Origin of the sequence: Kribbella sp. NPDC051620, from assembly GCF_044453825.1 — a bacterium.
Lineage (GTDB): Bacteria > Actinomycetota > Actinomycetes > Propionibacteriales > Kribbellaceae > Kribbella.
Window position 1 is genome coordinate 438,561 of record NZ_JBITDB010000004.1, and the last position, 14,174, is coordinate 452,734.

At 67.6% G+C, this 14,174-nt stretch carries 12 protein-coding genes; 8 read left to right on the forward strand and 4 right to left on the reverse strand.

The genetic code is table 11. The annotated features are described in order from the left end of the window. Positions 1-32 precede the first annotated feature (32 nt). Both ACIA12_RS21140 and ACIA12_RS21145 read right to left on the reverse strand, forming a co-directional pair. Positions 33-3,701 (reverse strand): S8 family peptidase, encoded by a 3,669-nt coding sequence (locus ACIA12_RS21140; RefSeq protein ID WP_396368725.1) that lies wholly within the window; start codon positions 3,699-3,701, stop codon positions 33-35. A gap of 151 nt (positions 3,702-3,852) precedes the next feature. Further along, complete coding sequence (locus ACIA12_RS21145; protein ID WP_396368726.1) at positions 3,853-4,236, reverse strand: PASTA domain-containing protein; 384 nt, start codon at positions 4,234-4,236, stop codon at positions 3,853-3,855. Positions 4,237-4,320: 84 nt separating this feature from the next. Here ACIA12_RS21145 and ACIA12_RS21150 point away from each other — a divergent pair, with 84 nt between their 5' ends. Beyond that, complete coding sequence (locus tag ACIA12_RS21150) at positions 4,321-5,106, forward strand: PrsW family intramembrane metalloprotease (RefSeq protein ID WP_396368727.1); 786 nt, start codon at positions 4,321-4,323, stop codon at positions 5,104-5,106. On the opposite strand, the gene ACIA12_RS21155 is transcribed toward ACIA12_RS21150, so the two are convergent. Continuing rightward, positions 5,103-6,041 carry an LD-carboxypeptidase gene (locus tag ACIA12_RS21155; protein WP_396368728.1) on the reverse strand — a complete coding sequence of 313 codons (939 nt, stop codon included), beginning with the start codon at positions 6,039-6,041 and terminating at the stop codon, positions 5,103-5,105. The genes ACIA12_RS21150 and ACIA12_RS21155 overlap by 4 nt on opposite strands. 74 nt (positions 6,042-6,115) lie before the next feature. Here ACIA12_RS21155 and ACIA12_RS21160 point away from each other — a divergent pair, with 74 nt between their 5' ends. The 7 genes from ACIA12_RS21160 to ACIA12_RS21190 all read left to right on the forward strand — a co-directional run bounded on the left by ACIA12_RS21160 (position 6,116) and on the right by ACIA12_RS21190 (position 13,401). Next, positions 6,116-6,739 carry a transcriptional regulator gene (locus ACIA12_RS21160; protein WP_396368729.1) on the forward strand — a complete coding sequence of 208 codons (624 nt, stop codon included), beginning with the start codon at positions 6,116-6,118 and terminating at the stop codon, positions 6,737-6,739. Next, positions 6,723-7,853, forward strand: coding sequence for an aminotransferase class I/II-fold pyridoxal phosphate-dependent enzyme (locus ACIA12_RS21165; RefSeq protein WP_396368730.1), 1,131 nt, complete (start codon positions 6,723-6,725; stop codon positions 7,851-7,853). The genes ACIA12_RS21160 and ACIA12_RS21165 overlap by 17 nt, the downstream gene beginning before the upstream one ends. Beyond that, positions 7,832-8,773, forward strand: coding sequence for an ornithine cyclodeaminase family protein (locus ACIA12_RS21170; RefSeq protein ID WP_396368731.1), 942 nt, complete (start codon positions 7,832-7,834; stop codon positions 8,771-8,773). Before ACIA12_RS21165 ends, ACIA12_RS21170 begins: the two co-directional genes overlap by 22 nt. Positions 8,774-8,947: 174 nt before the next feature. Further along, positions 8,948-10,054 (forward strand): DUF4185 domain-containing protein, encoded by a 1,107-nt coding sequence (locus ACIA12_RS21175; protein WP_396368732.1) that lies wholly within the window; start codon positions 8,948-8,950, stop codon positions 10,052-10,054. A gap of 272 nt (positions 10,055-10,326) precedes the next feature. Then, positions 10,327-11,595 (forward strand): extracellular solute-binding protein, encoded by a 1,269-nt coding sequence (locus tag ACIA12_RS21180; RefSeq protein WP_396368733.1) that lies wholly within the window; start codon positions 10,327-10,329, stop codon positions 11,593-11,595. Between the two features lie 4 nt (positions 11,596-11,599). Next, positions 11,600-12,571 carry a carbohydrate ABC transporter permease gene (locus tag ACIA12_RS21185; protein WP_396368734.1) on the forward strand — a complete coding sequence of 324 codons (972 nt, stop codon included), beginning with the start codon at positions 11,600-11,602 and terminating at the stop codon, positions 12,569-12,571. Continuing rightward, positions 12,568-13,401: a carbohydrate ABC transporter permease gene (locus ACIA12_RS21190; protein ID WP_396368735.1), complete on the forward strand. Its 834-nt coding sequence runs from the start codon at positions 12,568-12,570 to the stop codon at positions 13,399-13,401. Before ACIA12_RS21185 ends, ACIA12_RS21190 begins: the two co-directional genes overlap by 4 nt. Here ACIA12_RS21190 and ACIA12_RS21195 read toward each other — a convergent pair. Then, positions 13,398-14,102 carry a GntR family transcriptional regulator gene (locus ACIA12_RS21195; protein WP_396368736.1) on the reverse strand — a complete coding sequence of 235 codons (705 nt, stop codon included), beginning with the start codon at positions 14,100-14,102 and terminating at the stop codon, positions 13,398-13,400. The genes ACIA12_RS21190 and ACIA12_RS21195 overlap by 4 nt on opposite strands. Positions 14,103-14,174 lie beyond the last annotated feature (72 nt).

Consider the following 14,174-nt stretch of genomic DNA (forward strand, 5'->3'; position numbering starts at 1 on the left):
GGTCCCCGCCCTGGGACCCCGGCTACAGGGATCTACTTGAGCCCGTAGGCCCTGATGACGGTCTGCGTCACCTTGTTGCCGGCACTGTCACCAGCAACAACCTTCAGCGACACAGTCCCCTTGCCTGCCGGTACTACGGCCACGTACCGACCCAGTGCTCCGACGGTGACGACCCGCCGCCACGTCTTGCCCTCGTCGAAGGACACCGACGCCTGCAGTGAGGTAGACCGCGCAGCAGCCGCACCGGCCTGCTGCTTGACGCTGAACCCGACCACATGCGGCCGACCAGCCACGCGCCCAGTCAGATCAACCGGTACGTCGTACCCGACCTGCAGAAGCGACAGCGGCACAGCCTTGTCGGTCGGAGCCTGCTTGGACCGGAAGTCCCAGACGGTGTGAGTGCTGGTACCCCAGTTCCACTCCCCCTCCGCGTCCTTCCGCTCAGTCGACAGCTCCAGCTTGTACGCCGCGTCGCCGCCGCTCGTGATCACGTCCTCCCACGCATCGGGCAGCTCGGCCACCACGGCGCCGTCGCGGCTCAGTACTGCGGACGCAGCGGTCGTCTCACCGACGGTGTAGTGCCCATCGGCGTCCACGAAGGACGGCACCCGCAGCGACAGCCGGTCACCCGTCCGAGTGGAGACGACGCCAGGAGCAGCAGCCGGCCGTACCACCGGTCCGAACCAGGTCTCGCTGGACGACCCCGGCTGGTAGGTGCGTGGCAGCGACGCCATCCCGCCCTGAAGCGGGTTCATCTCGTCCCAGGTGAAGAGGTGGTGCACCCGGTGCTGCCAGAGCGAGTCACCGGTGGTCACCCACTCCTCCCGAACCTTGGGCGTCTCGACGAAACGCTGGGAGTCGTTCCAGGAGTACTCCTGCCACGGGCGCCAGCCGAACCGCTGCTCCTTGGCCCAGTTGAAGCCACCGTTGTCGGCGTACGAGGTGGTCACCCGGGCGCTGTTCGCCGGGGTCACCTTGTAGTCGATCTTCTGCGGGATCGAGCCGCTCGACACCTGCTGCACGTCGTACAGGTAAGGGCTCGAGGTGGTCAGCGTCAGGTCGATCGTCGCGTGCCCCTGACGGATCCGGTCGAACAGCTTCTGGCCGTCGTTGCTGCCGGTCACCAGGGCCACGATCGGCTCCCGGTCGCCGGTCGGCTTCCAGACGGTCCACGCAGACCAGTCCGCCGGCCGGACCAGGATGATGCCCGCGGCACCGGCCTTGGCGACCGCGTCGATCTGCGCCTTCTCGTCGCCGTCCTCGTTCGTCCTGACGACGGCGATCGCACCCTTGACGCCGCGCAGGTCAGCGCCCGGCGCGACCAGCGAGAACTTCTTCTTGCCGTCGAATGACGGCGACTGGTGCAACAGGTTGATGTCCAGCGGCCCGCTGACTCCGGGGATGGACGTCTGGACAATCGGCGCGACCAGCTGCCAGCGCGACGAGAACTCGAAGCTGCCTCCGGCCACCGGCTTGGTCGGCGTCACCAGTACGTGCTTGACCGTGCTGAAGTGCATCACGCCGTGGCTGATGCTGCGGCCGTTGGGGTACACGCGATGCACGTAGTAGCTCAGGATCGCCTGCTGCTCGGACGGCTTGGGCGTCGAGATCGTGATCGGCACTGCCTTGCGGGCGTCGATGACGATCTCGGTGTCCTTGGTGATCGTGATGTTCGGGTCGGTGAACAGGCTGACGTTCTCGTCCTGCACGTTGTAGTCCTCGACCAGCGAGTGCAGCAGGTAGGTGCCTTCCTCGACCTCGGCTGTGTACTCCTCGCCGTCCCCGATCCAGGCAAGCACGTCGGACCGCGAGTTGTCGCCGAACAAGCTGATCACCGGTACGCCGGTGGGCTTGCCGTCACGTCCGACGGCGCGCAGCGTCACCTTGTGCTGCGGCCCTGCCTTCAGCGTGCCGACGGCGGTGTGGGTCACCACGCCATTGGGGCCGGTGGCAACGACCCAGCCGCTGTAGAGACCGCGACCGAGCTTCGCCGAGTCGAGCGCCAGCGGCACGTCGACGCTGCCGCCGGCCGGTACGGTGACGGTGCTCGGCACTGTGAAGGCCTGGGTCTCCGGCGTCTTCGAGTCGAGGTTGTCCACATCCACCGCCAGCGACAAGGTCACCGGGGCGGCCGTGTCGTTGCGATAGGTGATCGTCTTGGCCGCGTTGGCGCTGACCAGGCCGAAGTCGGCCGTCGCGGTCGCGTAGACCTTCTGCGCAACGGCGCGGGCCACATCCACCCGGCCGGAGCCCTGGGCGTAGACGCTCAGGTCCTGGTTCGTCTTGGCCGTGCTGACCAGCGCGTTCTTGAGCTGGTCCGCCTTCCAGTCCGGGTGCGCCTGGGCGAGCAGCGCGGCCGAGCCGGCGACGTGCGGGGTTGCCATCGAAGTACCGGAGGCTGCTGTGTAGAGGTCGTCGATCGGCTGACCCATGATCGTTCCGGCCGCGCGGGCGGCGACGATGTCGACGCCGGGGGCGGTGATCTCGGGCTTCAGGCCGTTGTCGCCGAGTCGCGGTCCGCGGCTGGAGAAGTCGGCCAGCTGGTCGTTGCGGTCGACGGCGCCGACGGTGAGCGCGGACTGCGCCGTACCGGGGGTACCGATCGACTGGTCGGCGCCGTCGTTGCCGGCGGCCACTACGAAGAGGGTCCCGGTCGAGGCGGTGATCTGGTCGACCGCCTGGCTGAGCGGGTCGGAACCGTCGGTGGGGCCGCCACCGAGGCTCATGTTGACGACCTTGGCGCCGGACGCCGCGGCCCACTCCATGCCGGCGATGATGGAGGAGTCGTAGCCGTAGCCGTCGTCGCCGAGCACCTTGCCGATCAGCAGGTCAGCCTTCGGCGCGACGCCCTTGCGGGTGCCGCCCGCTCCGGCGCCGGTACCAGCGATCGTCGCGGCGACGTGGGTGCCGTGGCCGAAGTGGTCCGCTGGGCCGGTCGGGCTGCCGGAGAAGTCCTCGGCCTCCTTGACCTTGCCCTGCAGGTCGGGGTGGTTCGCGTCGACGCCTGTGTCCAGTACCGCGACCTTGACTCCGCTGCCCTCGAAGCCGGCCTGCCATGCGGCGGGTGCACCGATCTGCGGCACGCTCTTGTCGAGACTCGCGCGGACCCTGCCGTCGAGCCAGATCTTCGAGATGCCACGGCTGAGCGCGCGGGCGTTCTCGGTCGGGTCGAGCGACTTCCACAGCGCGGGCAACTCGTCCTTGTCGGCGCGTACTGCCGAGGCGCCGATCGAGTCGAGGGTGCGGGTGGTCGTCGTACCGGTGAGCGACTGGGCCCGGGCCGCGGACGGGTCGGCGTACCGGACGATCAGCGGCAGCGTGGTCGCGGCCGAGTCGCCGAAGCCGTCGGCGACCAGCTCGTCGACGTCGAACAGGTTGGCGTCGAGTACGCCGGTCGAGATGTAGGGGACGGCGTCGCTCGGCAGGACTCGCAGGCCGCCGTCGACCTCGATGGTGTGGAACGCGATCCGCTCGCGTCCGGGTGCGGGCCGGACGGTGGCGGCCTTCTTGCCGCCGCCCGCGTCGGTGAGCTCGACGACGTCACCCGTGATCAGGGTGATGACCTTCGCACCCGGTACGCCGGTGGTGCGCGGCGTACCGGTAGTAGTTGGAGGCGGCGCGGCGCCGGCGGGGATGACCGCGGCGACGCTGAGCGCCAGGACTGCCGCCAGGGTGACGGCGGGCTTGCGTGGGGAGGACATGGGCAGATCTCCTCTTCGAGAGGCGTAGGGGCAGGGCACCTCTAACGAGCGAGTCTGCAACCGGAACCCGGGTCTGCGCCCTGTCCATTGCTGCCGTAGCTGCGACATGGCGCAACCGCGCCACCCCGGCGAATTCCAGGCGAACGGCCGGTTACTCGCCGATCTTCTTCGACTTGAGCACGATCTTGCTGTCGAGCGAGGCGGTCGTACCGCCCTCCGGCGACTGGCTGACGACGACCCAGTTGCGGTCGTTGATCAGCAGCCGTCCCTGGCCGGTGGCGTCCTCTTCGGTCAGGTAGTAGAAGCCGGCCGCCTGCATCGTGTCCTGGGCCAACTGATGGTTGAGCCCGACCACAGCCGGTACTACCGCAGCACGCGCCGTCTGCGGCGGAGTCGGCGGCCGCGTCGGCGTAGTCGCTTGAGTCGGAGTCGGCTGAGTAGCAGTGACCGTGACGGTTGCCGCTGGGCGGGGCTGATCGGAAATGCCGCAAGAAGCGGCCAGCAACAGCAGTGGCGCGCACCAGAAGATCCTCATATCGCTACCCCTCTCTGTTCGAGGTTAGCCGGACACGCGTCGTCACGAGTGCGGCCCAAGGCCCGACTGGTGGAGGATCTGCCTATGACGGCACAGCAGCTGGTGCGCAGGTGGGCCTGGGTTGGCACGTTCGTGATCGGCAGCGGGCTCTACCTGCTGGTCCTCGCGGTACTGACGGACACCGGCAACCCGAACCTCTTCCCGACGATGATCCTGCTCGGCGCGCTCGTCGTACCGCTGACGTTCGTCATGTTCGCCGCTGGTCGCTCCGGACGCTGGCTGATCGACGGGCCGACGCTGGGTGGCTCCCTGCTCTTCGGCGGTGTGGTCGGCGTGGTGGTCGCGGGTCTGCTCGAGTACGACGCGATACGCAAGCTCGGGGCGCTCCCGATGCTCGGCGTCGGCCTGATCGAGGAGGCGGCCAAGCTGGTCGTGCCGGCCGTCTTGGTGCTGTTCTTCGGGCACCGGTACCGGCACTCGATCGGTGGAGGCATCGTGATCGGGGTCGCGGTCGGTACGGGGTTCGCCGTGCTGGAGACGATGGGCTACGCCTTCGTCGCGCTGCTCCAGTCGGGCGGCAACGTGGGTGCTGCCGAGCAGTCGCTCTTCATCCGCGGTCTGCTGTCGCCCGCCGGTCACGCCTCCTGGACCGGCATCACCTGCTGGGGTCTGTGGCGTTTCGCCGTCGCGCCGAGCGGCAAGCGATTCCTCGGCTTCCTCGGCATGTACGCCGTGGCCGTCGCGCTGCACGCCACCTGGGACGGCCTCGGCGGGCGGGTCACCTACGCGATCGTCGGCGTGATCAGCATCGGCCTCCTCCTCATCGGCCTCCGCCGAGCCCAACGCGACGACTCCCGCGTTCCCGCCTAACGGACGCCGGCGGCGACGGTAAGGGTGCCGGCTGCCGTATCCATCGTCGCCACTGTGCCGAGCGGGACGGTGGCAGGGTTGCGGCCGTGACCGATGGGCAGGCCGCCCAGGATCGGTACCCCGAGTTTCGCCAGTCCGTCGCGGAGCACCTCGAGCACGCCCCAGCCGTTGATCAGATCCTCCTCGAACCCGGTGAACTGGCCGACCGCGACACCGAGCAGCCCGTCCAGCAGCCCCGATCGCCGGAGCTGGGTGAGGGCACGGTCGATCTGACCGAGACCTGAGCCGCGGGGCGCCTCGAGCAGCAGGATCCCGCCGTCCATACTCTCCAGGTCGGAGCCGACCGCGCCGCGGACCGCCTCGAGGTAGCCGCCGAGCAGAAACCCGGTCACGGCGTGGCCGCCGGTCAGCGGAGCGCTCAGCTCAGCAGAGTCCTGACGCACGACGATCTCGTCCGAGGTCATCAGGGCCCGGCGGAAGGCTTCGATCGAACCCGCGTCGAAGTACGGCGCCCACCAGTTCATGAACGGCCCGTGGAAGCTGACCAGGCCGGTCTCCTTCCACAGCGGCAGATGCAGGGCGGTGATGTCGCTGAACCCGACCAGCGGCTTCGGATCCCGCCTAACGGCATCGAAGTCGAGACCGTCCGCGAGCCGGTAGGCGCCCTTGCCGCCGTTCGTCGCGAAGACCGCGCGGACGCCGGGATCGCGGAAGGCGTCGTTCAGATCGGCGAGCCGGTTCTCGTCGCTGCCGGCCAGATATCCGACCTCGTCGAACACGTGCTCACCGATCTCGACGTGCAGCCCCCAATCGGTCAGCAGCGCGGTGCCTTGGCCGACCAACTCACGGTCGGGTGGGCTCGCGGGGGAGACGAAACGGACCCGATCGCCGGGTCGGAGGCGCGGGGCAAGGAGCGGAGTGCGGCCGGCTGTCATGGCCAGAACCCTCGCAGCAGCCGCCGACGTTTTTGGGTTGGACAATCTGTCCAAGTTGGACGTATCGTCCAGGCATGGCTCATCATCTCGCCCCGATCTGCGACGCGATCACGCGCTTGCTGTCGCCGCATGCCGAGGTCGTGCTGCACGACCCGGTGACGGACGAGGTGATCGGGATCTGGAACTCGTTCTCCGAGCGCTCGGTCGGCGATCCGTCGCTGCTCGGTGAGCTGGACGACCAGACCACCACCGGCCCGGATGTCTACGGTCCGTACCCGAAGTCCCTGGCCGACGGACGCCGGCTCTCCAGCGTCAGCGCCGTACTACGGGACGCGGCCGGCAACCCCGAGGCCGTGCTGTGCATCAACGTCGACCGGACCGCGTTCGAGGAGGCGAGCCGCGTGCTGGCCGCCTTCGCGTCGCCGGTCGTCGGTCAGCCGCGGGCGCTGTTCGAGCACGACTGGTCCGAGGCGCTGAACGAGATCATCGCCGACCACCTCCGCCGCCGCGGCACCACCGTCGACCGGCTGACCCGGGAGGACCGGCTGGAGCTGCTCGCGAAGCTCGACAAGACAGGCGTCCTCAGCCAGCGCCGCGGCGTACCGGCCGTTGCCCGTGCTTTGCGGATCTCGCGGTCCGCCCTCTATCAGTTGCTCGGTCAAGTACGTAAGGAGCCGATCGATGCCGACCCTTCCTGACTTCAAGTTGGAGACGTACTTCTCGCGCTGGGAGTTCAGCGCCCGCTATCACCTGACCGCCTCGGATGCGCAGACGATGGCCGTGTCCGAGTTGCTCGAGCTCGCCGATGAGGACGGCCGGCGGCGGTGGGAGACGTTGGCGCTGGGCTATACCGAGACGCGTGGGTTGCCGGCGTTGCGGGAGGAGATCGCGGCTACGTACGACGTCGTCGTACCCGAGGATGTGCTGTGTTTCGCGGGGGCCGAAGAGGCGATCTACCTGGCGATGCACGCGTTGCTGGAGCCTGGTGACCACGCGGTGGTGCTGACGCCGAACTACCAAGCCGCCGAGACGATTCCGCTGTCCCTGGCTGAAGTCACCGGCGTCGCATTGGTTGCTGAGAGCAACTGGTTGCTCGACGTCGACGCGGTCGAGCGGGCGCTCCGGCCGAACACCAAGCTGGTCTCGGTCAACTTCCCGAACAACCCGACCGGCGCGGTGCCGGATCCGGACACCTGGCTGCGGTTGGTGCGCTTGTGTGATGAGCGCGGGATCACGTTGTTCAGCGACGAGGTGTATCGCGGCCTCGAGCTCGACCGGCCGTCGTTGCCGCAGGCCGCCGACCTGTCGGAGAACGCGCTGTCGCTGAACGTGATGTCGAAGGCGTACGGCCTGCCCGGCCTGCGGATCGGCTGGATCGCCTGCCGGGATCGCGCTCTGCTGGACAAGCTCGAGCGGGCCAAGCACTACACCTCGATCTGCAACTCCGCACCGAGTGAGGTCCTCGCCCTGATCGGACTCCGCGCTCGCGATCAGCTGCTCGAGCGCAACCGCGGCATCGTCGCCACCAACCTGCCGCTGTTCGAGGACTTCTTCAGCAACTACCCGGACCTCTTCGAGTTCACCAGACCGCAAGGCGGCTGCGTCTGCTATCCGCGCTACCTGGGCGCGGACGGCGTCGAGGCGATGTGCACCGACCTGGTCGAACAAGCCGGCATCCTGCTACTGCCCTCAAGCATCTACCGCTCAACCCTGACCGAAACCCCAACCGACCGCTTCCGCATCGGCGTCGGCCGCCTGGCGCCCGAGGAAGCCTTGGCCGAGTGGGCGACGTGGCTGGACAAGCGCCGATGACCGCCGGTGCTCTGCCTGTTCTCGGACTCACCGAGATCGCTGCGATCGCAACGCCTGAGGTGATCTTCGATGCGGTCAAGCAAGCCTTGATCGCACACTCCGAAGGCCGAACGTCGGTTCCAGCGCCGATGGTCCTGGAGTTCCCGGACCACGCAGGCGACTGCCACGTCAAAGCAGGTCATGTCACCGGCTCACCCCACTTCGCGGTGAAGATCGCCAGCACCTTCGCCTCGGTCAACAACGGCCTGATCCTCGTCGTCGACGCGATCACCGGCGCTCCAGCCGCGGTACTCGCCGACGAAGGCATGCTGACCGCCTGGCGCACAGCGGCCGCCGGCGCCCTGATCACCCACGCCCTGACCCCATCCGACATCGACGAGGTCTCCGTCCTCGGCACCGGCGAACAGGCTCTCCTGCAGGTCACCTGGCTCCGCAAACTCCGCCCGATCAACCGCGTCCACGTCTGGGGCCGCCGCCCCGAAGCCGCCGACCGCCTCTGCCAAGCCTTCGAAAACGAAGGCATCACCGCCCATCCCGACGCCCTGGAAGCCGGCGCCCCATGCGTCATCACCACGACCGCCGCCAGATCCCCGTTGCCGGTGGAAGCCTTCCGCAATGCTGTCCACATCACCGGCGTCGGCACCGACATGCCCGGCAAGCACGAGTTGGCTGTCGAGCTGTTCGAGAACGCGCTGGTGGTCACCGACGACCACGCCCAATGCCTCCACCACGGCGACTTCGGCAACGCCGTCCGAGCCGGCGTCATCGACCCCACCGCAGACCACGCGGTCGGCATCATCCTGCAAGACCACCGCCCTGAGCGCGGAACGCGATCGATTGCAGACCTCACAGGCGTTGGCGCCACAGACGCGGCCGTCGCTTCAGTGGTGCTGACCGGTTGGCCTTCACCCCTGCGCTGACCTTCAACCACCCAGGCGTGCCGTCCCCGGAATGGGAAATCGATTTCGAGACTGATGGAAATCGATTTCAACGCTCGTCGAATAGGTCTGGTCGGGAGGTCTGAGGTCTGCGAGGTTCGTAGGCGACCAGTGACACGTTGTCACCGCCCCTCATGAACGCTGGAAGGCCAGATCATGAAACGACGGACATTTCTCGGAAGCGTTGCGGCGGCCGGAGTCGGTGCTGCCGTCGGCCCAGGGCTGATCGCACCCGCCATCGCACAAGCCGCCACCTGGAAGAAGCGGGTGACCGGGGCCGATCTGGACACCAACAGCCGGTGGCAGGTGGCCGGTACCGACCTGGGGATTCCGTACGTGCTCGAGAACGGGTCGATCGGCTACCTCTTCGGTGACACCTTCAACACCCCATGGCCCGAGCAGCCGAACAACGACTGGCGGTCGCCGGTGATGTTGCGGTCGGCCGTGCATCCGGGGGCGGCCGGCGGGATCGTCTTCGACAGCGCGGCCAAGGTGGCCGGCAACGGCCGGGCGCCCGAGATCTTGCACAACGGCCACAACGGGATCGGCATCGACGGCCTCTGGGAGGTCACGGTGATCCCGAACGACGGCATCAGCTTCCCCGAGACCGGCCGCCAGCTCGTCTCGTACATGAGCATCGAGAACTGGAACTCGGCCGGCCCGAACGGCCCGCAGTGGAAGTCCCGGTACGCCGGACTCGCCTACACCGACAACGGCAACGACTTCGTCCGTACCAACCTGAAGTGGTTCAACAGCGGCGACAACCTCGACCCGTTCCAGATGTGGACCATGCAGCGCGACGGCGACTGGGTCTACGTGTTCTCGGTCCGCTCCGGCCGGCAAGACGGCCCGATGATGCTGCGCCGCGTTCCCTGGGAGCGGATGTTCTCCCCGGAGGCCTACGAGGGCTGGGGCTGGAACGGCAGCAACTGGGGCTGGGGCCGACCGTGCTCACCGATCCTCAACGGCCGCTTCGGCGAACCGTCGGTCCGCCGGCTCGAGGACGGTACCTGGGCGATGGCCTACCTCAACTGCGCCACCGGCAACATCGTCACCCGGACGGCGGCCGGCCCCGACCAGGTCTGGACCAACGAGAAGATCCAGGTCACCTTCGCCCAGGAGCCGGCCTTGTACGGGGGATTCATCCACCCGTGGTCGACCAAGGCGGCCAACGGCCTGCACCTGATGGTGTCCAAACGGACCCACGCCCCCAACGGCGCCAGCACCGCGTACCACGTCAGTCAGTACGCCGGAAGCCTCTGACAGCCCTTGTCTCCGACCAAACTGGTCCGGTAAACGACTTACCACCGGCGAAATTGGTACGTTGCGCCATTTGCAACGCGAAATGCGGCCCATGCTCGGAAACGGCAGGTTTCGAGGAGGTTGCCGCGCGAGGACGCACTCACGACTTAGTAACGGATACTCCTGAACTATTGACGGGTCAGCAGCGCCTGGGCAATTCTCTACGCCACTGAACGACAGGTTCATACCAGTCAGCCGGAGGCCGATCCGGCTACTTCGCCCGAGGTGATCCGATGAAGTTCCGTTCCCTTGCCGTCGCCGCTGTTGCGGCACTATCTCTCACCGCACTCGCAGCTTGTGGGTCCTCCGACGACACCAAGGACACCGCCGCCGACTCCGGCCCGAAGACCATCGACGTCTGGCTGATGAAGGGCAGCGTCTCCGACGACTTCCTGAAGCGGTTCGAGGCCGGCTTCGCCGCCGACCACCCGGACATCAAGGCCAACGTCCAGATCCAGGAATGGAACGGGATCGGCCCGAAGATCATCGGCGCGCTGGCCAGCAAGGACGCGCCGGACGTGATCGAGGTCGGCAACACCCAGGTCGCGCAGTACTCGGCCAGCGGTGGCGTCAAGGACCTGACCGACAAGAAGTCCGACCTCAAGGGCGACGACTGGATCGAGGGCCTGGCCGGACCGGGCCTGTACGAGGGCAAGCAGTTCGGCATCCCGTACTACGCCGCCAACCGGGTCGTGCTCTACCGCAAGGACCTGTTCCAGGCGGCCGGCATCACCGCCCCGCCGAAGACCCGCGAGGAGTGGCTGGCCGACACCGCCAAGGTGAACACCGGCGGCAACCAGGGCATCTACCTGCCGGGCCAGAACTTCTACGTGCTGTCCGGCTTCATCTGGGACGAGGGCGGCGACCTCGCGGTCAAGGAGGGCGACCAGTGGAAGGGCGCGCTGGAGACCCCCGAGGCGCTCAAGGGAATGGACTTCTACAAGCAGATCCAGGCGCTCGGCAAGGGCCCGAAGGACTCTGACGAGGCCAAGCCGACCCAGACCGACGTGTTCGCGCAGGGCAAGGTCGCGCAGATGATCGCCGTACCGGGTGCCGCCGAGCTGATCGCCCAGGCGAACCCGGCGCTGAAGGACAAGATCGGCTTCTTCCCGATCCCGGGCAAGACCGCCGACAAGCCGGGCGCCGTCTTCACCGGTGGCTCCGACCTGATCATCCCGGAGGCCGCGGCCGAGCAGGATGCCGCCTACACCTTCATCAAGGAACTGGCCGGCGAGAAGTGGCAGACCGATCTGGCCAAGACGATGAAGTACGTGCCGAACCGGACCAGCCTCGCGTCGGCGGTCGGCTCGGACGAGGGCGTGGCGGCGATGGCGGCCGGCGCGGCCAACGGCAAGGCCACCCCGAACTCCCCGAACTGGGCCGCGGTCGAGGCGAAGAACCCGATCAAGGAGTACCAGACCAAGGTGCTGACCGGCGGTGACCCGGCCGCCGCGGCCAAGGCCGCCGACGAGATCATCACCCAGGCCCTGAACGCCAAGTAGAGCCATGGCTGTGGCTGAAGCTGAAGCGACCACAGCAGCCCCCGCCCCCGAGCCCGGTACGCCGGTCTCGGCCAGGCGGGGGCGACCCCTGTGGGAACGCCTCCTCCCGTACCTGCTGGTTGCGCCGACCGTCGTCGGTACGGCGTACCTGCTGGTGTATCCGCTGGTCCGCAACCTGCTGATCTCGTTCCAGAAGTTCGGCATCGCCCAACTGATCCGTGGCGGCGCCGAGTTCGTCGGGTTCGACAACTACGCGAAGATCCTGAACGACGACAAGTTCTGGGGCGTCGTCGGCCGGACCTTCGTGTTCACCGCGATCAACGTCGGCCTGATCATGGTGCTGGCCACCTTGGTGGCGCTGCTGATCGGTGCCCTGGGCAAGTGGATGCGGTTCGCCGTGATGGGCGGTCTCGTGGTCGCCTGGGCGATCCCGGTGATCGCGGCGACGACCGTGTTCCAGTGGCTGTTCCAGTCCCAGCTCGGCGTCGTCAACTGGGTGCTGGTCGCGCTCGGGTTCGAGCAGTTCGACGGCAAGGCCTGGTTCGCGGACGGCAACTCGACGTTCGCGATCGTGGTGTTGCTGATCGTCTGGCAGTCGGTGCCGTTCGCGGCGCTGACCCTGTACGCCGCGATGACGTCGGTACCGAAGGAACTGCACGAGGCGGCCCAGATCGACGGGGCCGGCTCGGTCAGGACCTTCTGGCTGATCACCTTCCCGATCCTGCGGCCGATGTTCGGGCTGATCCTGTGCCTGGAGGTGATCTGGGTGTTCAAGTGCTTCGTCCAGATCTGGGCGATCAGCCAGGGCGGCCCGGGCGACGCGCTGCTGACGCTGCCCGTCTACGCCTACCAGATCGCCACCGTGCTCAACCGGTACGACCTGGGCGCGGCAATCTCGATGGTCACGGTGCTGATCCTGGCCGTGGTGCTGCTGGCCTACTTCCGGCAGATGTTCAAGGAGGAGGGCGAACTGTGAGAACCCGCCTCAGCCGCAAGATCACGCTGAACGTGATCGCTCTCGGCGTCCTGCTGTTCTCGATCTTCCCGGTCTACTGGATGGTGCTGACCGCCTTCAAGCCGACCAAGGAGATCCAGGCCGAGACGCCGTCGTTCTTCCCGACCCACGTCACCTTCGCGCACTTCGGCACCGCGGTGCACGCGGACGGCTTCTGGACCTTCTGGCGCAACAGCGGGCTGGTCGCGATCAGCGCCGTACTGCTGTCGCTGGTGGTCGCCTGCGGCGCGGCGTACGCCGTCGGCCGGATGAAGTGGAAGGGCCGGCAGGGCTTCATCCTGATGGTGTTCATCGCCCAGATGACTCCGTGGGAGGCGCTGCTGATCCCGATGTACGTGATCGCCCGCGACACCGACATGCTGGACAAGCTGCCGATCCTGACGCTGATCTACTTCATGATGACGCTGCCGTTCACGATCGTGACGCTGCGCGGCTTCCTGAAGGGCATCCCGGTCGAGCTGGAGGAGGCCGCCCGGGTGGACGGCTGCAACCAGTTCGAGGCGTTCCGGCGGGTCGTCTTCCCGTTGCTCGCGCCGGGGCTGCTGTCGACCTCGCTGTTCGGCTTCATCACCGCGTGGAACGAGTTCGCCTTCGCCAACCTGCTGATCATCAAGAACCAGGACCAGCGCACGCTGCCGGTCTGGCTCTCGTCGTTCAGCAACACGTTCGGTACCGACTGGGGCGCGACGATGGCCGCCGCGACCCTGTTCATGCTGCCTGTCCTGCTGATCTTCCTGGTCCTGCAGGGCCGCGTCACCACCGGCGTCGCCGCCGGCGCAGTCAAGGGCTAGTCAGGGAACGTCAACCGCGTCGTGATCCTGTACCGATCCCCTCTGTAAATGGAGCGGGTGTACTCGATCACGGCGCGGTCTTCGTTGCGTGTGGTGCGCTCGAAGAGCAACGCCGGCGAGTGCAGCGGGACGGTCAGCAGCTCGGCCTCCTGCGCGTCGGTCACAGTCGGCTCGGTCGTCTGGACGGCCTCGCGCGCCGCCACGCCGTACCGGGATCGCATCAGGCCGTAGAGCGAACCGATCTCGAAGTCGCGACCGGTGATGCCGGGAACGAACGCCGCCGGGATCCGGATCCGCTCGATGCACATCGGCGCCGCGTCGACGAGCCGCAGCCGGACCACCGAGACCAGCTGGTCGCCTGGTGAGATCTCCATCCGCTGGCCGAGTCTGGCGCCGGCAGGCTCCAGGTCGAAGCTGATCAGCCGGCTCTGCCAGGGGGTGCCCTCGGCCGGTGGCACCTGGAAGTCGCCCTCGGCAGTCGGCTCGAGCGCCTGATGGATCTTCCGCGAGCTGGTGAATGTGCCGCGGCCGTGCTCGCGGGTGATCAGACCGTCGCGGGCCAGGTCGTCCAGCGCCGCGCGCAGGGTCGGGCGGGACACTCCGAGCGACTCGCTCAAGGTCCGCTCGGACGGCAGGGCTTCGCCGGGGCTGCGCAGCTCGATCAGCCGCAGCAGGCGGTCGCGCGCTTCCGTCCTCCTCATCAGCCAACCCTAGCAATCTTTACCAGTGGTTTTACCTATGGGAGCGTGTTCACTCCGTGCTTAAGCCTTGAC

Excerpts from the sequence above, each read along its gene's own strand:
- ACIA12_RS21195 (WP_396368736.1), bottom strand. The coding sequence starts at position 14,102 with ATGAGGAGGACGGAAGCGCGCGACCGCCTGCTGCGGCTGATCGAGCTG.
- ACIA12_RS21155 (WP_396368728.1), bottom strand. The coding sequence starts at position 6,041 with ATGACAGCCGGCCGCACTCCGCTCCTTGCCCCGCGCCTCCGACCCGGC.
- ACIA12_RS21185 (WP_396368734.1), top strand. The coding sequence starts at position 11,600 with ATGGCTGTGGCTGAAGCTGAAGCGACCACAGCAGCCCCCGCCCCCGAG.
- ACIA12_RS21180 (WP_396368733.1), top strand. The coding sequence starts at position 10,327 with ATGAAGTTCCGTTCCCTTGCCGTCGCCGCTGTTGCGGCACTATCTCTC.
- ACIA12_RS21150 (WP_396368727.1), top strand. The coding sequence starts at position 4,321 with ATGACGGCACAGCAGCTGGTGCGCAGGTGGGCCTGGGTTGGCACGTTC.
- ACIA12_RS21175 (WP_396368732.1), top strand. The coding sequence starts at position 8,948 with ATGAAACGACGGACATTTCTCGGAAGCGTTGCGGCGGCCGGAGTCGGT.
- ACIA12_RS21140 (WP_396368725.1), bottom strand. The coding sequence starts at position 3,701 with ATGTCCTCCCCACGCAAGCCCGCCGTCACCCTGGCGGCAGTCCTGGCG.
- ACIA12_RS21145 (WP_396368726.1), bottom strand. The coding sequence starts at position 4,236 with ATGAGGATCTTCTGGTGCGCGCCACTGCTGTTGCTGGCCGCTTCTTGC.
- ACIA12_RS21165 (WP_396368730.1), top strand. The coding sequence starts at position 6,723 with ATGCCGACCCTTCCTGACTTCAAGTTGGAGACGTACTTCTCGCGCTGG.
- ACIA12_RS21160 (WP_396368729.1), top strand. The coding sequence starts at position 6,116 with ATGGCTCATCATCTCGCCCCGATCTGCGACGCGATCACGCGCTTGCTG.